Annotated in this window: 13 protein-coding genes and 1 tRNA gene; 10 read left to right on the forward strand and 4 right to left on the reverse strand. The window is 32.4% G+C overall.

All coding sequences use genetic code 11. The annotated features are described in order from the left end of the window. Nucleotides 1-82 precede the first annotated feature (82 nt). The 4 genes from ACFQ1O_RS02385 to rplS all read left to right on the forward strand — a co-directional run bounded on the left by ACFQ1O_RS02385 (nucleotide 83) and on the right by rplS (nucleotide 3,423). A complete protein-coding gene (locus ACFQ1O_RS02385) occupies nucleotides 83-1,531 on the forward strand; it encodes a glyceraldehyde-3-phosphate dehydrogenase (protein ID WP_377712928.1) in 1,449 nt (482 codons plus the stop codon). Nucleotides 1,532-1,643: 112 nt separating this feature from the next. After that, entirely contained in the window at nucleotides 1,644-2,237 is a 594-nt protein-coding gene (locus tag ACFQ1O_RS02390; protein WP_377712929.1) for a tRNA (guanine-N1)-methyltransferase, read from the forward strand. Nucleotides 2,238-2,249: 12 nt separating this feature from the next. After that, nucleotides 2,250-2,924, forward strand: coding sequence for a tRNA (guanosine(37)-N1)-methyltransferase TrmD (gene trmD, locus ACFQ1O_RS02395; RefSeq protein WP_377712930.1), 675 nt, complete (start codon nucleotides 2,250-2,252; stop codon nucleotides 2,922-2,924). A 148-nt stretch (nucleotides 2,925-3,072) separates the two neighbouring features. After that, complete coding sequence (rplS, locus tag ACFQ1O_RS02400) at nucleotides 3,073-3,423, forward strand: 50S ribosomal protein L19 (protein WP_377712932.1); 351 nt, start codon at nucleotides 3,073-3,075, stop codon at nucleotides 3,421-3,423. Between the two features lie 117 nt (nucleotides 3,424-3,540). On the opposite strand, the gene ACFQ1O_RS02405 is transcribed toward rplS, so the two are convergent. Continuing rightward, on the reverse strand, nucleotides 3,541-4,701 hold the full coding sequence (locus tag ACFQ1O_RS02405; RefSeq protein WP_377713222.1) for a cysteine desulfurase family protein: 1,161 nt from the start codon (nucleotides 4,699-4,701) through the stop codon (nucleotides 3,541-3,543). A 113-nt stretch (nucleotides 4,702-4,814) separates the two neighbouring features. On the opposite strand from ACFQ1O_RS02405, the gene ACFQ1O_RS02410 reads away from it, so the two are divergent. Continuing rightward, nucleotides 4,815-5,723: a hypothetical protein gene (locus tag ACFQ1O_RS02410; RefSeq protein WP_377712934.1), complete on the forward strand. Its 909-nt coding sequence runs from the start codon at nucleotides 4,815-4,817 to the stop codon at nucleotides 5,721-5,723. Nucleotides 5,724-5,869: 146 nt separating this feature from the next. Then, a complete protein-coding gene (locus ACFQ1O_RS02415) occupies nucleotides 5,870-7,744 on the forward strand; it encodes a T9SS type A sorting domain-containing protein (protein WP_377712936.1) in 1,875 nt (624 codons plus the stop codon). Nucleotides 7,745-8,147: 403 nt separating this feature from the next. Here the strand turns inward: ACFQ1O_RS02415 and rocD are convergent, their stop codons facing one another. Continuing rightward, nucleotides 8,148-9,392, reverse strand: coding sequence for an ornithine--oxo-acid transaminase (rocD, locus tag ACFQ1O_RS02420; RefSeq protein WP_377712938.1), 1,245 nt, complete (start codon nucleotides 9,390-9,392; stop codon nucleotides 8,148-8,150). Between the two features lie 432 nt (nucleotides 9,393-9,824). Between rocD and ACFQ1O_RS02425 the strand changes: the two genes are divergently transcribed. Both ACFQ1O_RS02425 and ACFQ1O_RS02430 read left to right on the forward strand, forming a co-directional pair. Next, nucleotides 9,825-10,346, forward strand: coding sequence for a DUF6452 family protein (locus tag ACFQ1O_RS02425; protein WP_377712940.1), 522 nt, complete (start codon nucleotides 9,825-9,827; stop codon nucleotides 10,344-10,346). Beyond that, nucleotides 10,321-11,007, forward strand: a complete 687-nt coding sequence (locus ACFQ1O_RS02430; protein ID WP_377712942.1) for a DUF6048 family protein — start codon at nucleotides 10,321-10,323, stop codon at nucleotides 11,005-11,007. The genes ACFQ1O_RS02425 and ACFQ1O_RS02430 overlap by 26 nt, the downstream gene beginning before the upstream one ends. Nucleotides 11,008-11,028: 21 nt before the next feature. Here the strand turns inward: ACFQ1O_RS02430 and ACFQ1O_RS02435 are convergent, their stop codons facing one another. Further along, a complete protein-coding gene (locus ACFQ1O_RS02435; RefSeq protein ID WP_377712944.1) occupies nucleotides 11,029-13,446 on the reverse strand; it encodes a hypothetical protein in 2,418 nt (805 codons plus the stop codon). Between the two features lie 166 nt (nucleotides 13,447-13,612). On the opposite strand from ACFQ1O_RS02435, the gene ACFQ1O_RS02440 reads away from it, so the two are divergent. Beyond that, nucleotides 13,613-13,695, forward strand: a tRNA-Tyr gene (locus tag ACFQ1O_RS02440). A 102-nt stretch (nucleotides 13,696-13,797) separates the two neighbouring features. Here the strand turns inward: ACFQ1O_RS02440 and ACFQ1O_RS02445 are convergent. Beyond that, nucleotides 13,798-16,359 carry an ATP-dependent Clp protease ATP-binding subunit gene (locus ACFQ1O_RS02445; protein WP_377712946.1) on the reverse strand — a complete coding sequence of 854 codons (2,562 nt, stop codon included), beginning with the start codon at nucleotides 16,357-16,359 and terminating at the stop codon, nucleotides 13,798-13,800. Nucleotides 16,360-16,609: 250 nt separating this feature from the next. Between ACFQ1O_RS02445 and gyrA the strand changes: the two genes are divergently transcribed. Next, nucleotides 16,610-19,102 carry a DNA gyrase subunit A gene (gene gyrA / locus ACFQ1O_RS02450; RefSeq protein WP_377712948.1) on the forward strand — a complete coding sequence of 831 codons (2,493 nt, stop codon included), beginning with the start codon at nucleotides 16,610-16,612 and terminating at the stop codon, nucleotides 19,100-19,102. Nucleotides 19,103-19,191 lie beyond the last annotated feature (89 nt).

Raw genomic sequence — 19,191 nt, forward strand, 5'->3', positions numbered from 1 at the left:
AAAAAACGCACTTCTTAGTGCGTTTTTTAGTTTAATCTTAGTACTTTTGCACTTTCAAATTATACAACACAAATACAACAACATGAGTGCAATTGAAACTTACGAAAAAGAACTATCTTTTCAAGCTGACAGAAGAAGAGCTTCTGTAGACTTTATAAAAGTAGTGAGCGATTTATGGTATGATAAATCTATTGAATTAGTTCTTTTTAGAAATCAATTAATCGACAAAAATGTAAGCGACATCTTAAACCTTCATGAGTATGCTGGGGAGTTTGTACAGAAACCAATATCTATATTCGATTCTGTAGAAATTGCAAAGGCTATTCAAAGTATAGATTTACCACCATCTAAATTAGACATTGGTAAACTAACTTACGAATATCACTTAGAAGACGATAAATACAACGATGCAATTGCATTTGTATCTGACAAATTAAAAGATGCCGGACAAGCAGACGAAATTCAACCTAAAGATGTTGTTTTATATGGCTTTGGAAGAATTGGTCGTTTATTAGCTCGCGAGCTAATGTCTAAAACTGCTAAAGGTGAACAAATGCGATTACGAGCAATTGTTACTCGTGGAAAAATAGACCAAACAGTATTAGAAAAAAGAGCCTCTTTATTAAGACAAGATTCTGTACACGGAGATTTTTCTGGTACAGTTGGTATCGATGTAGAAAACAGTGCTTTATTAATTAATGGTACTACTGTTAACATGATTTCTGCCAATGCTCCAGAAGATATTGACTATACAGCTTACGGAATTAATGACGCTTTAGTAATTGATAATACTGGTGCATTTAGAGATAAAGAAGCTCTAAGCAGACACTTAGTTTCTAAAGGAACAAGCAAAGTTTTATTAACAGCTCCAGGTAAAGGAATACCTAATATTGTACACGGTGTTAACCACTTAGAGAATGATCCAGACGAAATAAATATTTTCTCTGCTGCTTCTTGTACAACAAATGCAATTACACCAATTTTAAAAGCTATAGACGATAGCCTAGGTGTAAAACATGGACATTTAGAGACTATTCATGCTTACACAAATGACCAAAACTTAGTTGACAATATGCACAAAAAATACCGTCGTGGTAGAGCTGCTGCATTAAACATGGTTATTACAGAAACTGGAGCAGGAAAAGCTGTATCTAAAGCACTTCCAGCATTAGAAGGCAAATTAACTTCTAACGCTATTAGAGTTCCTGTACCAAACGGATCTTTAGCTATTTTAAACTTAGAGGTTAACAACCAAACCTCTTTAGATGGCGTTAATGCTATATTAAAGAAATATGCGTTGGAAGGTGATTTAGTTGAACAAATTAAATATTCATTAGATAACGAATTAGTATCTTCTGATATTGTTGGTTCTTCAGCACCTTCTATATATGACAGCAAAGCTACTATTGTAAGAGATAACGGAACAAACATCTTACTATATGTATGGTACGATAACGAATATGGTTACTCTCACCAAGTTATACGTTTAGCGAAACACATTGCTAAGGTTAGAAGATTTACTTATTACTAGTAGAAAAATATTGATTTATAAAAGCATAACTTTTATATCATAATAAATAAAAAAAATCCGTGTTATACTATTACACGGATTTTTTATCGAAAATAAACTCAATAGAAAGATTATGAAAAGGATTTACCTACTTGCCTTTGCCTTATTATTAAACAGTATTTTTGTCTTTGCACAAAAAACTGAAAGCAAAAACAACTTAACCACTGGTAACATTACAGAGAAGTTCAATTATGTTATAAACGAATCTAACAATTACCAAGAATTTAAAGTAGTTAAAAGGTCATGGCTACACACCTTAAAACAACAAGTTACCGATTCAATTAAAGTACAAAAAGCTGAAATCAATTCACTTAACAACACTATTGCTTCACAACAAGAAAAGAACACAAGCTTAAACAGTAAAATAAACGAGCTTAACACCACCATTACTCAAATTAATAGTGATAAAGAAAATATTAATTTTATAGGAATGGATATTAAAAAGGAAAGTTTTAAAAGTGTTTTTTGGAGCATAACTTCTGCATTAGCTTTACTATTAATGTTTTTTATATATAAATTCAACAATAGTAACAGTGTTACTAAACAGACCAAAGCACAATTAGCCGATATCGAAAAAGAGTTTGAAGACCACAGAAGATCAGCATTAGAGAGAGAACAAAAAGTAATGCGTAAATTACAAGACGAATTGAACAAGAATAAAGCCTAATTCTTTTTTATTATGAGAATTGATATCATTACTATTCTACCAGACTTAATGAAGAGCCCGTTTAGTGACTCTATTTTAAAACGTGCTCAAAGTAAAGGTTTAGTAGATATTCATTTTCACAATCTAAGAGACTATTCTACCAACAAACAAAAGAGTATCGACGATTATCAGTTTGGAGGTGGCGCAGGTATGGTTATGATGATTGAACCAATTGACTTGTGTATTTCTAAATTAAAATCTGAGAGAGATTACCAGGAAATTATATATATGACCCCTGACGGAGAAACCTTAAACCAAGGTATTGCCAACACACTCTCTCTAAAAGAAAACATCATTATTCTTTGTGGACATTACAAAGGAGTAGACCAACGAGTTAGAGATTTATTTATCACCAAAGAAATTTCTATAGGAGATTTTGTTTTATCTGGAGGAGAACTAGCCGCTAATGTTTTGTGTGATGCTGTAATTAGATTAATACCCGGAGTTTTAAATGACGAAACATCAGCCTTAACAGATTCTTTTCAAGACAACTTATTAGCTCCTCCTGTTTACACAAGACCTTCTGACTACAAAGGAAACAAAGTGCCTGATATTCTATTATCAGGAAATTTTCCTAAAATTGAAGAATGGAGAGAAGAACAAGCTTACCAAAGAACAAAAGAACGAAGGCCAGATTTATTAGATTAAAAAACTTTTTTATATTTAAACTGTTACTTTTTAAGTATATAATCTTTTAGTATTTTAAAATTATTCGTAATTTTGCAATCTCAATTGAGACCAACCTCTGACGAAAAGCGTGTATGTTGCTCTTAATCAATATTTTAAATACATAAAAATGGAAGCTTTAGTAAAGTTTGTACAAGACGAATTCGTAACAAAAAAGGATTTTCCTGAGTTTGGAGCTGGTGATACTATCACTGTTTATTACGAAATTAAAGAGGGTAACAAAACAAGAACTCAGTTCTTTAGAGGAGTTGTTATTCAAAGAAGAGGAACTGGAACATCAGAAACTTTCACTATCAGAAAAATGTCTGGTACTGTAGGAGTAGAAAGAATTTTCCCAGTAAATATGCCTGCACTTCAAAAAATAGAAGTTAACAAAAGAGGTAAAGTTAGAAGAGCTAGAATCTTTTACTTTAGAGGTCTTACTGGTAAAAAAGCAAGAATTAAAGAAAAAAGATCTTAATCTTACTTTTATATCTTATCAAAATCTCGTCTATCTTAGGCGAGATTTTTTTTGCGATAATTTGTAACAAAAAAACCTCGTAATAAATACGAGGTTTACATATTTGTTTGTTCTAAACTAAACAGGAATTTCTGCCATTACAAAATCTTTTAAAGTTGCAACCGCATAATCTATTTCTTCTTTAGTATTGTATTTAGAAAACGAAAAACGCAAAGATGGTTTCAACATATCTTCGTCAGACAAAATTTCTGTCAACACATGAGATCCTTTAGCACTACCACTCTGGCAAGCACTACCCTTAGAACAGGCAATACCTTTTATATCCAACTGAAACAATAATGTTAAAGCTCTTTCTGGAGAAACAGGCAGCAACATGTTTACTAAAGTATAAGTACTCTTTTCTAAATCACCAGACAACCCATTAAACTTAACTTCAGTGATAGCCTTTTTTATCTCTTGTATAAAATATGCTTTTAAAGATTTTATGTATTTCTTATCTTCTTCCAAAGTCTTATAGGCATTTGTATATGCCACATCTAAACCTACAATATTATGAACAGACTCAGTTCCTGCTCTAAAACCTCTTTCTTGTCCTCCTCCGAATATTAATGAGTTAAGCCCTATTTCTTTTCTCATAAAAACAAAACCTACACCCTTAGGCCCATGGAATTTATGAGCACTAACTGCACAAAAATCAACAGGTATATCAGACAGATCAACTTCGTAATGACCAATAGATTGCACAGTATCGCTATGAAATAATGCATTGTATTCTTTACATAAATGCGCAGTCTTTTTTATATCTAAAATATTACCTAATTCATTATTTACATGCATTAAGCTTACTAAAGTTTTTTCTTCACTAGATTGCAATAAACGTTCTAAATCATCTAAACGAACACTTCCATTTTCATCTAATGCAACATAATCTAACTTAACATTAAAACAATTAACCAATGCTTCTGCAGAATGGCCAATTGCATGATGCTCTATTTTTGAGGTAATAATTCTCTTTACACCTAAATCTCTTACAGCAGAGTTTAACACAAAATTATCTGCCTCTGTACCTCCAGAAGTAAAAATAATTTCAGAAGTAGAGACTTTTAATTGTTTAGCTATATTTTTTCTAGCTTGCTCTATCAAAGATTTTGCGCTTCTTCCATAACCATGAGTAGAAGATGGATTTCCATAACAGTCTGCCAAACATTCAGCCATGGCTTTTACCACTTCATCGCTTACACGAGTAGTAGCCGCACTGTCAAAGTATGCCTTTTTTATCATTATTCAGTTTATAAAGTTTATAATAAGGGGATGTAAAAATAACTGAAATAAAATAAAACTCCATAAATATTCGTTATTTTGTGGCCTAATTTAATTTCAATAAGGTGAAAATGTTAAGAAAAGTAGTATTAATAGCTGTTGCCACTCTATTTGTAGCTTGTGACGATGGTGATGTTTTTGTAACCAATTTAGAATTTGATGATGTAAATCTTCAACATTGTTCTGGTAATACAGACTTTATTCTCTACAAAATAAAAACTCAAGCACCTTATGAGTCATTATCTGCTAGATTACCTATTAGCAGCGCCAACTTTCTAACTACTGCTGGAGAAAACACAACTTCTTTATCCAGCACACATACATTCAATTACAGAACTTATAACGGTGATCCAACTGGAATATTTTGTAACTCTTTACCCCCAACAAACCCTAACACCACTTCTGATTCGTTTTCAGACAACGGAACAGTAAAATTCATAACATCTTTAACTATAGATGATAATGATGGAATTCCTGCCGAATTTGAAGATTTAAACAATAATGGAAACTTTGATGACGATGATACTGATGGAGATGGAATACCCAATTATTTAGACTCTGACGACGACGGAGACAACGTACCAACCATTAATGAAATGGCCGATCCTGACGGAGATGGTGACTTATCTGATGCTGTTGATACAGATGGAGACGGAACTCCTAATTACTTAGATGAGGATGATGATGAAGACGGTATTTTAACAAGAAACGAAGACAGCAATGGTAATGTAAATCCGCAAGACGATATTACACAACCTGCAGTTGGTCCAGACTACCTCAATTCTGCAATACAATCTAGCACAATAAACAACGTTTACTTAAACCATACAAGAACCTTAGATTACTCGTCTACAATACATATTTTAAACTTATTTTTAGTTAATAGTAGTACCAATGAAACCATCATAAACGAAGACTATAATTTTGGAACCATAACCACCCCTACAACTACCGAAACTTACGAAGTACCGTTCAACTAAATAAGTAGAAACAAAAACACTACTATGTCGTTTATCGGATTTTTTAAACCGTATAAAGAAAAGTAGCTCTATTGTTAACAAAAAACACTAGTTAAACAGCTTAGAAATTCGTATATTTCGTATAATTACTACAAATCCAAAATAGTATGAAAAAAAATACCCTTACTTTAGCTTTACTCTTAGCCTTTACAGGTCTTGTAAGCGCTCAAGAATTATATGTTTCTCCAAACAGTTACATGTTTGTTCAAGATGAAGTTGTTTTTGTTACTAATGATGTACGACTAGAGAACACAGATTCTTACTTATATTTAAGAGATGGAGCGCAATTAGTTCAAGATAACGATATAAAAAATTCCGATGCTGGTGCTCTTTCTGTATACCAAGATCAGACTGTTGGTGTTTATGAGTATAATTACTGGAATTCTCCTGTTGGTTTAGCTCCTGATGGAACCACAAGAGCGAACACTGCATCTGATAAATCTTTAATGTTCGATCCTGCTGACAACGCAGATCCTTCTAACGTAAACTCAACTGCATTTCCTTTTATTGGAGGCTACAATAGTACAGATACTCAAATTGCAGAATTTTGGATATATAACACAGAGAGTTCTTATGATTATTGGGGGTGGAATGCTGGAATGGCAACCAACCCTGCTTTAGGATTTACTCTAAAAGGAAGACCTACTAGAACTACTATAGATTATAGAGGTCGTCCAAAAACCGGAAACATGACTGTTAATGTAGATTGGAATGGTACATCTGACGCTACCCAAGGAGGTTCTGTAAATTATGATGGTTTACAAGCTAGCCAAGTAGAAACATTAGTGGGTAATCCTTACCCATCTACATTAGATTTAAAAATGTTTTTAAGAAATGTTAACAACATTGCCAACTTAGAGTCTGCAATTTATTTTTGGCAACAAAAGGCCGTAGGATCTCACAACTTACATGACTACGAAGGTGGTTACGGTGTATGGGTACCTGGAGTATTAGTTGACGATAATGATCACGGAACATTTACCCCAGCAACCTTTACCAGCTATAACGGTGATGGACAAAATAATGGAGGGGCTAGTGGATCTGGTACTGCATATTCAGGAACATATAGTCGTAGATATGCTGCTATTGGACAAGGTTTTATGGTTAGAAACATTAACGGGTTACAAAATGCTACAGCAGAGTTTGACAACTCTATGCGTTTATATGTAAAAGACAGCCCAGCTGGTGTTGATATTTTTGCTAGAGCTAGTAGTGAAGACGAAGAGATCATTGCAATGTCTCATAATGGCTTAGACTATATGGATATTGTTAATAACCCTACAAGAATTCCAGAAATAAGAATCCATTCAAAAATTGCTGACTCTTATTACAGAGAAAGTGTTATTGCTTTTAGAAATGGTACTGATTTAAGTTTTAAACCTACCTGTGATGCTAGAATTGCACAAAAATTAGCGTCTGACACTTACTTTGTTATAGATGAAAATGATTTATCTATAAAATCTATTACTTATGATATTGATGCTAGATTACCTTTTGGTATTGTTGTAGCTAACGACGCTACACCTTATAGCATTACTGTTAACAGTCTTACTCATGTTGATGAAAACATTGACGTATTTATGCACGACAAACTTAACGATAGCTATACAGATATCAAAAACGGAACATTTGAAGTTACTTTAGATCAAGGAACTTACAATGATCGTTTTGTTGTTGTGTTTAGAGATGCTTATGCAGAGCAAGAAGAAGCTTTAAATTTAGAAGAAGAAGAAATAACCAGTTCTTTTAATGTATTCCAAAACAACGATTTAGAACAGCTAATTATAAGCAATCCTAAATCTCATACTGTAAAGTCTTTTACAATGTATGATGCTGCCGGAAAACAAATCTTTAACAACATCAACCTTGGAAACGATACAGAATACACTTTCCCTACTGCTTCTTTAAGTTCAGGAGTATATATAGTTAAAGTTATAACTGACCAAGATTTTAACATCACTAAAAAGGTTACAGTTAAATAAACAATAGAGATAAAAAATTCATTCATACTAAAAAAAGCCAAGTTTAAACTTGGCTTTTTTATTTATATCAATTTTGAGAAATTCTTAATCAAATATACTTACTAACAGAAACAAGTTCTTTTTAATCCCCTATATACTTATAAACTTAAAAGCTAAATTGTATAGCAAAAAATAAAACATTAAAGTTTTTATAGACTAGAAAACTAGACCGAAAAAAAAGAAATACTTTTTTATAAAATGCAAACTTATAAATACTTAATACCTTCTTAGAGTAAATAGTATATAAATACACAATTCATTTCATAATGTCAAGTTATTTAATCCATACATAACGGCACAAAAATAGGCGCTAGATAAATCTAGCGCCTTTATTATGATAATAATAAAAAGCTTTTAGAAATTATTACTTCTCAAACTCTTTTAATGTTTTTACTATTATAGAAACACAATCTAACAACTGCTCTTTATTCATAACTAAAGGAGGTGCAAAACGAATTATATTACCATGAGTAGGTTTAGCTAATAAACCATTATCACGTAAACGCAAGCAAATATTCCAAGCAGTATTACTTTCCTCAGAATCATTAATAACTATTGCGTTTAACAAACCTTTTCCTCTTACTAAAGAAACAATATTACTGTCAGCTATATATTTAGACATTTCTTCTCTAAATAACTGACCTAAGACTTCAGCATTTTCTGCTAGTTTCTCTTCTCTAACAACCTCTAAAGCCGCTATTGCAACAGCTGCTGCTATAGGATTTCCTCCAAAAGTACTACCGTGGTTTCCTGGCTTAATAACATTCATAATATTATTATTAGCCAATACAGCAGAAACTGGGTAAGCTCCTCCACTTAAGGCTTTTCCTAATATTAAAATGTCTGGCTTAACATTTTCATGATCTACGGCTACCATTTTACCAGTACGTGCAATACCTGTTTGCACTTCATCTGCAATAAACAAAACATTATACTTTTCACACAATGCTTTTGCTCCAGCCAAATACCCCTCTTGCGGCACATAAACTCCAGCTTCGCCCTGAATAGGCTCCGCCATAAAACCTGCTATGTTTTTATTATTCTTTAATGTTTCCTCTAATACCTCTAAATCGTCGTACGCTATCTTAATGAAACCATTTGTAAATGGCCCAAAGTTTTTTCTTGCAACTGGGTCATTAGAAAAAGAAATAATGGTAGTTGTTCTTCCATGGAAATTGTTTTCACATACAACTATTTGAGCATCATTTTCCGCAAGCCCTTTAACTTCATAAGCCCACTTTCTACATAATTTAAGAGCTGTTTCAACAGCCTCGGCTCCTGTATTCATTGGCAACAACTTATCAAAACCAAAAAGTTCAGTTGCATATTTTTCATACTTACCAAGCATATCATTATAAAATGCTCTTGAAGTTAACGTTAATGTTTGCGCTTGAGCCACCATAGCCCCTACTATTTTAGGATGACAATGTCCTTGGTTTACTGCAGAATAAGCAGATAGAAAATCATAATACTTTTTTCCTTCTACATCCCAAACATATACTCCTTCACCTTTCGATAAAACTACTGGTAATGGGTGATAGTTATGAGCTCCATACTTGTCTTCTAATTCAATTGCTTGTTGTGACGTTACTTGTTCTAAAACAGCCATTTTTTAAATAATTTAAGATAAATAAAATAACCATTCCTTCTGTACCTTTATCCTTTCGATAACGCATCGAAAATTCAGCGTGGGAGAGAAATCACCCCTAAGTGCTGCAAATTAATAAATTTATGCAAGTTTTTTATTATGTTTTATACAAAACAAACATTAAACCCAACTATGTTTATAATTTTACCTCTATCTTACAAGTACAACCACTACACTTTCAACTTTTTAACACTTTGTAAGCTCCTTTTACACCTTCATTAAAACATTTCATTTTCCATATTCTTTTTTTCTTTTAAACTACTATGAGCTAACATGTATTATAAAACAACAGTAAAACAAAAAAATGTTCGCTTTTAACAAACTTTAATAGCTTTTTAAGCCTAAAAAATTAAAATACTATTATTTTTGTTTTTATAGAAACGCACAAAAGGTATGAAAAAGGCACTTATTCTCATTATAACAGTTATTGGGATACTTGTAGGTTGCGAAAAAGATGATATATGCTCTGATGCTAATGCTAATACACCGCATTTAATTATTAGATTTTACAACATATCGAACACAAATGAGCTAAAAGCTGTTAACAATCTAAAAGTAAATGGAGTTAGTAATAGTGAAGAAATTGGCATAACGACCACAAAAGACTCTATTGTTCTACCATTAAGAGTATTAAACAACAATACCTTATTTACCCTTACAAAAGACTACACTTATAATAACAATGGAACTCCAGACGATACTAGTGATGATATAATTGGTGGTAATACAGATGAAATAACAATATCATACAATAACGAACAGGTTTTTATATCGAGAGCATGTGGATACAAAAACATCTACAAGAATACCAATATAGGATTTACAGCTGATAGTGACAACTGGATTCTAAATACCGAAATCAAACAAACTACAATAGACAACGAAAATAATGCGCATATACATATTTATCATTAGTTTATTTTGCAGCCTTTGTTTATATAGTCAAGAAAAAGCAATAGACTCTTCTAGCAAAAAGCATCGTTATGGATTGCGAGTAGGTACGGACATTTCAAAGCTTATAAAAACTGCTATTAGAAGCAATTACACTGCTTTTGAAATAAATGCAGATTATAAATTTGCAAAGAAATATTATATAGCTGGTGAAATAGGTTATGAAAATCATTTAATAAATGAGACTCAAATCAATTTAAACACTAAAGGGTCATACATTAAATTTGGAGTAGATTACAATGCCTACCAAAACTGGTTAAATATGGAAAATGCCATTTACGCAGGTTTAAGATACGGATTTAGCTCTTTTTCTCAAACTTTAAACAGCTATAGCATATACAATACTGATGACTATTGGAATGAGAATAACTTAATAAATACTCCCGAATCATTCAACGGAATTTCTTCTCATTGGATAGAATTTATTTTTGGTATAAAAACAGAAGTACTCAACAATGTATACCTTGGCGTTAATGTCCAATTAAAAAGAAACATTAGCAATAATTCTGCCGAAAACTTCGATAATTTGTACATCCCTGGCTTTGGAAAGACATATGAAACAAGCAAATGGGGTGTTGGTTTTGGGTACACAATCAACTATTTTATCCCTTTTTACAAAAAGTAAAGATATTTCAAAATAAAAACTTTACAACCCAAAAGATACACTAAAATTAAATCGTATCCCCTCACTTGACCCAAAAGTCATTAAAGACCCTTTTAATAAATTAGCAGATTGTAACCAAAATCCAGCTCCGTAAGAAGTATGTAATTTATTAGACGATTCACCTGCTAACCAAACTCTTCCCGCATCAAAACCACTTATTAAACCAAATTGAAGAGGCAATACATCAGATTTTAAATCTTTTACATACCATTTTATATCAGAATTAGAAAACAATGATGATTGCCCAGTAAATCTTTGGTTTCTATAACCTCTTAAACCATTGTTCCCTCCAATACTAGCCGCTTGATAAAACTCTAAATGTTTACCAAAAACATAATTATAATTCAACCTAGCGTCAACCCAAACTTTATCCTTATAAACAGGATAAGACAACATAACATCTGGTTGAATACTTGTTACAATCTTTTGTGTGTCTTTAAGATTTACTGCGGATTTTACTGATAAATTAGGGACTAGCTTCAAATCTTCGATAAGTTTTATTTTTTTATACTTAAAGCCAAGATTTAAGCCTATATAATTTTTTAAATCAAAGAACTCATCATCTGGAAAAAACAAAGTTTCTGAACTAACAAATCTTTCAGGTGTTTTATCTACTTTAATACTTTCTAAAAAGAAATTCACCTTTGCTTCATACCTTTTTTTCTTTCTCACCAACCCCAATTGAGTATTTAGCACAGACATACGAACCCTATTGTATTTTAACTTTAAGTTATCATCAAAATTGGGCGTTTCATTTCCAAACCCAAAAAAATTAGTACTATAATTAGGGCTTTGGTAACCTACAGATACAAACGCATTGTTGTCTTTTACCAAATTAACCACTTCTCCTGTGTACCTCAACTTAAAGCCTATCTGCCCTAAATAGAACACCCCTTCCAGTTCATGATTTTGAGTAAACGGATTGCGTTCGAAATTATTAACTCTCAAAGTGTTTAAAGCACCAATAAATATACCGTCGTCCGGGTTAGCTCCTAAAACAGGGCTTATTTTATAACTACTGTGTTTATATTTTACTAGTGAATTATCTACTAAGTAACCATCATTAAACAATACCTTTTTAGCCTTATGAGATCGAACAATATTTGTTTGTTTTTTTGTATCATAAATAGTTATTCCCCTACCGTTGTTAATTTCATATTTATCGAGATGATTCCCACCTATTAAACTAATAGGAATAGCTAACTTTGACTCGCCGTTTACCTCAAAATAATCGCTTCCATCCAAACCATATACCCAAATACTTTTAGTGTTCTTTTTAGTAAACGAATAACTATTTATCGGACTCTTTTTCCCCTCTTTTTCATTGTAGATATTTACATTGGTTACACCATTAGACTTCCTGTTAACAACAATTATATTACTATTATTTGATGCTTTAACAATTTTATGAGGAGATATTAAATTATAATATTCTGTTGCTATTAACTCTAAGTTTTTTATTCTACCTTTTAAAACTTCAAAAAGTTGTTCAGTAGCTCTATCCTTAATTGTATAAGGAAGCTTCTTTTTTATACTATCAATTTGTAAATCAGTTAGATTTTTTTTCACAAAATCAACCTCACTCATCCATTCCTCATAAGATAGTGTACTCAATACATTTACATCAAAACCTATTAACTCCTTACTTATCTTTTTTATATCTTTTATCTTTACTGTATAGTTAGAAAAATGCTTGTAAGCTGGGATCAGCTTACTAATTAATGAATAAGTACCTTCTAATCGCATAAATTGATTGTCATAATTAGACAGGTAAGGCAACACCTCTACCTTTTCATTATATGCTTTTAAGATCCATTCAGTATTGTTTATTGATCTTGAATTATTACCTACTATAAAATCTAACAATCTAGAACGTAAATACAATTGTTCATTAAAAACAATACTATCATGTTTATTTATTTTTAAAAAAGCATGATTGGTATTTAATGTTTTTGTTTTTTTTGATTCTTTAAACACATTTCCTTTATAAGAGACCAGAATACTTTCGCTATTAGGGATTGCTATTTGTTCTGCTAAAGCTTGAGTAATAACACTTGAAAACGGATAAGATAATTGTTCAAACTCTCTTAATTTTTTTTGAAGGGTTGTACCTTTTATTTCTTCTGGTGAATATGATTGGTTTAACAAAGATTGCTCTAGCAACTGCTTATCTGTTTTCACCAAAGAAATAAAATCTTTTTTATAATCTTTTTTATCAATTGCTGGCAACTGAATACTCTTTACGAACAAACCACTATAAGGAAACTTTTTAGAATACCTTGTAACACTATCTGTAGTATAAATAGATACCCACACACTATCTTGTTCTTTTTGTTGAGAAAAAGAATTCTTAAAACTACATAAAATAATAGCGAACAAAAAAAGTAGGCGATTTTGCATGTTTAGGGTATACTTTAGATGGATAAATGTACACTTTATAACTCAACTATTCAAGCTTTAGTATTCATTATCAACCACTTGTTTTTTATTGATAATTTTTACAACAAAAATGTTTGTATTATTGAAAAACACTACTATATTTGCAACCGCATAAACGAATGCTTTGGGGGAGATTCCAGAGCGGCCAAATGGGACGGACTGTAACTCCGTTGTCTTTCGACTTCGCAGGTTCGAATCCTGCTCTCCCCACAAAACCGGTAACAAAAGTTATCGGTTTTTTTATGTCATTAATTCTAATAAAAAAAGAGAAGCAAAATGCTCCTCTTTTTTTATTATTTAAAGAAATAACTATTATGATTCGGCAGACTTCTCTGCTTTCTCAATTTTTATAGTTAATTCATCTTTTTCTTCGTCTAAATCCATAAAAATTTTATCACCTTCTTTAATATGAGACGAAACTATTTCTTCTGCCAAAGCATCTTCTATATATTTTTGTATAGCTCTGTTTAAAGGTCTAGCTCCATATTGCTTATCGTATCCTTTATCTGTAATATAATCTTTTGCTTTTTCACTTAAAGTCAACTCATAACCCAAATCACCTATTCTTGCATACAGCTTCCCTAGCTCTATATCTATAATCTTATGTATATCATCTCTACTTAATGAATTAAAGACAACAACATCATCGATACGATTTAAGAATTCTGGAGCAAAAGCCTTTTTTAAAGCGTTTTCTATCACACTTTTAGCCATATCATCCTCCTGTTCACTTCTCGCTTTAGTCCCAAAACCAACGCCTGTACCAAAATCTTGTAATTTTCTGGCACCTACATTTGATGTCATGATGATAATCGTATTTCTAAAATCAATCTTTCTACCTAAAGAATCTGTCAAATGTCCGTCGTCTAATACTTGAAGCATCATATTAAACACATCTGGATGAGCTTTTTCAATTTCATCAAGCAATACTACCGAATAAGGCTTTCTTCTTACTTTCTCGGTCAACTGCCCTCCTTCTTCATAACCAACATACCCAGGAGGCGCCCCCACTAACCTTGACACAGCGAACTTCTCCATATATTCACTCATATCTATTCTTATCAAGGCTTCTGTAGAATCAAACAATTCTTTAGATAACACCTTAGCTAATTGTGTTTTACCAACACCTGTTGAACCCAAAAATATAAAAGAACCAATTGGCTTGTTAGGATCTTTTAAACCTACTCTATTTCTCTGAATTGCTTTCACAACTTTAGCTACAGCGGTATCTTGGCCAATAACTTTACCTTTTATCAAATCTGGCAACTCAGCTAATTTATTAGTCTCTTTTTGAGCTACCCTATTTACTGGTATTCCTGTCATCATAGAAACTACATCCGCCACATTATCTTCTGTTACCGTTTCTTTGTGCAACTTAGAATCTTCTTCCCATTTTTCCTGAGCGACAGATAATTCTTTTTCTATTTTTTTCTCATCATCACGTAATTTAGCTGCCTCTTCATATTTCTGCTTTTTAACTACAGATGACTTTAACTCCTTAACTTCTTCTAGTTTTTTCTCTAACTCTAAAATCTGCTTAGGAACATCTAAATTAGTAATATGTATTCTAGATCCCGCTTCATCTAAAGCATCAATAGCTTTATCTGGCAAAAACCTATCTGTCATATACCTATTTGTTAATTTAGCACAGGCCTCAATAGCTTCATCTGTATAATCTACATTATGATGGTCTTCGTACTTACCTTTAATATTATGAAGAATTTCTATTGTCTCTTCTATAGTTGTTGGCTCAACGATAACCTTTTGAAAACGACGCTCTAATGCACCATCTTTTTCTATATATTGACGGTACTCATCTAGAGTTGTTGCGCCTATACATTGAATTTCACCTCTAGCCAAAGCAGGTTTAAACATATTAGAAGCATCTAAAGAACCCGTTGCTCCTCCTGCTCCTACTATAGTATGAATTTCGTCTATAAAAAGAATTACGTCATCATTCTTCTCTAGCTCATTCATAACAGCCTTCATGCGCTCTTCAAATTGCCCTCTATACTTTGTTCCTGCTACTAAACTAGCTAAATCTAAAGTTACTACTCGCTTTCCAAAAAGAATACGAGAAACTTTACGCTTAACAATACGCAAAGCCAAACCTTCTGCTATAGCCGATTTACCAACACCTGGTTCTCCTATTAATAAAGGATTATTCTTTTTACGTCTACTCAATATTTGAGAAACACGTTGTATTTCTTTTTCTCTTCCTACTACTGGATCTAATTTTCCAGCCTCTGCTAAAGCTGTTAAGTCTCTACCAAAATTATCTAAAACTGGAGTTTTAGATTTTTTAGCAGACTTCCCTGTACTACCTGAAGTAAAAGGATTCTCTTTAGCATCTCCACTTTCACCTGCATTTCCATCATCATCAGGAAAAGCATCTGCTCTTGGAGTATCATCTATATAATCTTCTTCGTTTGCATGCATATTTTTAAAATGTTCTTTAACATTGTCATAAGCTACTTTAAGCTTGTTCAACAGTTTTGTTGTTGGATCGTTTTCATTACGCAAAATACAAAGCAACAAATGTGCCGTATTTATAGAAGTATCTTGAAATAATTTAGCCTCTAAAAAAGTAGTTTTTAAAGCTCTTTCTGCCTGCCTTGTTAAATGTAAATTCTTCTTTTGATTAGTTTCAAAAGCTACATTAGGATTTGCTGGACTTAATATTTCTACCTTTTTACGTAGATGATCTAAATCAATTTGTAGTTTATCAAGAATATCTATAGCCTTTCCATTTCCATCTCTCAACAAACCCAACATCAAGTGTTCTGTACCAATAAAATCGTGCCCTAAACGCAGTGCCTCTTCTTTACTGTAACCTATAACATCTTTAACTCTTGGTGTAAAATTATCATCCATAAATTGTACTCAGTCCTATAAAATTATTAAATAAAAGTTATTTTTCAGGGTAAATTGGTCGAAATATAACTTCTTACCTTGCTAATAGAATAAATATAGGCTAAAAAACAAAGAAAACCCAATGATAGTTATTAACTATTTTCGACTTTTTTTTTGTTAATAAATTCGTTTAAAAAGCCCTCATTTCTTTTCTTTTTTTAAGCTTAGAATATGTATATTAGCTCGTTTGATAAAAATAAATTTTTAATACATGGCAGAAGGAGAAAGACTGATACCAATTAATATTGAAGATGAAATGAAATCAGCCTACATTGACTATTCAATGTCGGTTATTGTTTCACGTGCATTACCAGATGTAAGAGACGGAATGAAACCCGTACACAGAAGAGTTCTTTTTGGTATGCATGAATTAGGTGTAACTTCTAACAAAGCACATAAAAAATCAGCAAGAGTTGTTGGAGAAGTGTTAGGTAAATATCACCCGCACGGAGACACCTCTGTATACGATGCAATGGTACGTATGGCTCAAGAATGGAGTTTACGATATATGCTAGTAGATGGTCAAGGAAACTTTGGGTCTGTAGACGGCGATAGCCCTGCAGCTATGCGTTATACAGAAGTACGTATGCGCAAAATATCTGAGGATATGATGGCTGACATCGATAAGGACACTGTAGACCACCAATTAAACTTTGACGACACCTTAAAAGAGCCTAAAGTTCTTCCAACACGTATACCTGGACTTTTAGTAAATGGAGCCTCTGGTATTGCTGTAGGTATGGCAACCAATATGCCCCCTCATAATTTGACAGAAGTTGTAAACGGAACTCTTGCATATATTGAAAACAACGATATAGAAATTGATGAGTTGATGCAACATGTTAAAGCTCCGGACTTTCCTACTGGAGGGATTATTTATGGATATGATGGTGTTCGCGATGCTTTTAAAACAGGTAGAGGTAGAATTGTATTACGTGGTAAAGCTGTAATAGAAGAAGTTAACGGAAGAGAATGTATCATTGTATCTGAAATACCTTATCAGGTTAATAAGGCAGATATGATTAAGAAAACTGCCGATTTAGTTAATGACAAAAAACTAGAAGGAATTTCTTCTATTAGAGACGAGTCTGATAGAAAAGGTATGCGTATTGTTTACGTTTTAAAAAGAGATGCTGTTCCTAATATTGTTCTTAACAAATTATTTAAATATACCGCATTACAATCTTCTTTTAGCGTTAACAATATTGCTTTAGTTAATGGTAGGCCTCAAATGTTAAATCTAAAAGATTTAATTCACTACTTCGTTGAACACAGACACGATGTAGTTACCAGAAGGACTCAATATTTATTAAAGAAAGCTGAAGAAAGAGCTCATATATTAGAAGGGCTAATTATTGCCTCAGATAATATAGACGAGGTAATAGCCTTAATAAGAGGCTCTAAAAACACTGAAGAAGCTCGCGAAAAATTAATCAAACGTTTTGAATTATCAGAAATTCAAGCCCGTGCGATTGTTGAAATGCGTCTACGTCAGTTAACAGGACTAGAGCAAGACAAATTACGTTCGGAGTACGACGCGTTAATGGAAACCATTAAAGACTTAAAAGATATTCTTGCTCATAAATCTCGTAGAATGGGGATTATTAAAGAAGAGCTTGAAGAAGTAAGAGATAAGTATGGTGATGAACGTAGATCTGAAATATCGTACGTTGGAGGAAGTGTAAGTATTGAAGACTTAATTCCAAACCATAAAGTTGTTATTACAATTTCGCACGCAGGATACATTAAACGTACACCTTTAGAAGAATATAAAAAACAAAACAGAGGTGGTGTTGGCACAAAAGGTACATCAACTAGAAATCAAGATTTCTTAGAACATATGTTTGTTGGTACTAATCATCAATACATGTTATTCTTTACTCAAAAAGGAAAATGTTTCTGGCTACGTGTTTACGAAATACCAGAAGGAAGCAAATCATCTAAAGGTAGAGCTATGCAAAACCTTATCAATATAGAACAAGATGATAAAGTAAAAGCATTTATCTGTACTCAAGACCTTAAAGACGAGGATTACATCAACAACCATTATGTAATTATGGCCACCAAAAAAGGGCAAGTTAAAAAGACTTCTTTAGAGCAATACTCTAGGCCAAGAACTAATGGTATTAATGCAATTACTATTAAAGACGACGATGAGTTACTAGAAGCAAAACTAACCACTGGAAACAGCCAAGTTATGCTAGCTTTAAAATCTGGTAAATCTATTCGTTTTGAAGAAAGTAAAACTCGCCCAATGGGTAGAAATGCATCAGGAGTTAGAGGAATTACTCTTGGCCATGAAAATGACGAAGTAGTTGGTATGGTTTCTGTAAACGATATGGACAGTAACATATTAGTTGTTTCTGAAAACGGTTATGGTAAACGTTCTAGCTTAGAAGACTACAGAATTACCAACCGAGGAGGTAAAGGAGTAAAAACTATATCTGTAACTGAAAAGACTGGTGAATTAGTTGCTATAAAAAATGTTACTGATGATGATGATTTAATGATTATCAATAAATCAGGAATAACTATTAGAATTGCAGTAGAAGATTTACGTGTAATGGGTAGAGCCACTCAAGGTGTTAAGCTTATCAACATTAAAGGTAAAGATTCTATAGCTGCTGTAGCCAAAGTTATGCATGATGAAAATGATGTAAAAGAAGATGGCACAGATATTGAAAGTAGTTCTGAAGAAGAATAAAATTAATTTTAAATGAAATAACTTAAGCCATAATAATAACTCTATTAATTAGATACATTATTGTGGCTTTTTACATCCCTAAAACTTAA

The organism is Pseudofulvibacter geojedonensis, from assembly GCF_042675745.1.
Lineage (GTDB): Bacteria > Bacteroidota > Bacteroidia > Flavobacteriales > Flavobacteriaceae > Pseudofulvibacter > Pseudofulvibacter geojedonensis.

Excerpts from the sequence above, each read along its gene's own strand:
- ACFQ1O_RS02385 (WP_377712928.1), top strand. The coding sequence starts at position 83 with ATGAGTGCAATTGAAACTTACGAAAAAGAACTATCTTTTCAAGCTGAC.
- ACFQ1O_RS02390 (WP_377712929.1), top strand. The coding sequence starts at position 1,644 with ATGAAAAGGATTTACCTACTTGCCTTTGCCTTATTATTAAACAGTATT.
- trmD (WP_377712930.1), top strand. The coding sequence starts at position 2,250 with ATGAGAATTGATATCATTACTATTCTACCAGACTTAATGAAGAGCCCG.
- rplS (WP_377712932.1), top strand. The coding sequence starts at position 3,073 with ATGGAAGCTTTAGTAAAGTTTGTACAAGACGAATTCGTAACAAAAAAG.
- ACFQ1O_RS02410 (WP_377712934.1), top strand. The coding sequence starts at position 4,815 with ATGTTAAGAAAAGTAGTATTAATAGCTGTTGCCACTCTATTTGTAGCT.
- ACFQ1O_RS02415 (WP_377712936.1), top strand. The coding sequence starts at position 5,870 with ATGAAAAAAAATACCCTTACTTTAGCTTTACTCTTAGCCTTTACAGGT.
- rocD (WP_377712938.1), bottom strand. The coding sequence starts at position 9,392 with ATGGCTGTTTTAGAACAAGTAACGTCACAACAAGCAATTGAATTAGAA.
- ACFQ1O_RS02425 (WP_377712940.1), top strand. The coding sequence starts at position 9,825 with ATGAAAAAGGCACTTATTCTCATTATAACAGTTATTGGGATACTTGTA.
- ACFQ1O_RS02430 (WP_377712942.1), top strand. The coding sequence starts at position 10,321 with ATGCGCATATACATATTTATCATTAGTTTATTTTGCAGCCTTTGTTTA.
- ACFQ1O_RS02435 (WP_377712944.1), bottom strand. The coding sequence starts at position 13,446 with ATGCAAAATCGCCTACTTTTTTTGTTCGCTATTATTTTATGTAGTTTT.
- ACFQ1O_RS02445 (WP_377712946.1), bottom strand. The coding sequence starts at position 16,359 with ATGGATGATAATTTTACACCAAGAGTTAAAGATGTTATAGGTTACAGT.
- gyrA (WP_377712948.1), top strand. The coding sequence starts at position 16,610 with ATGGCAGAAGGAGAAAGACTGATACCAATTAATATTGAAGATGAAATG.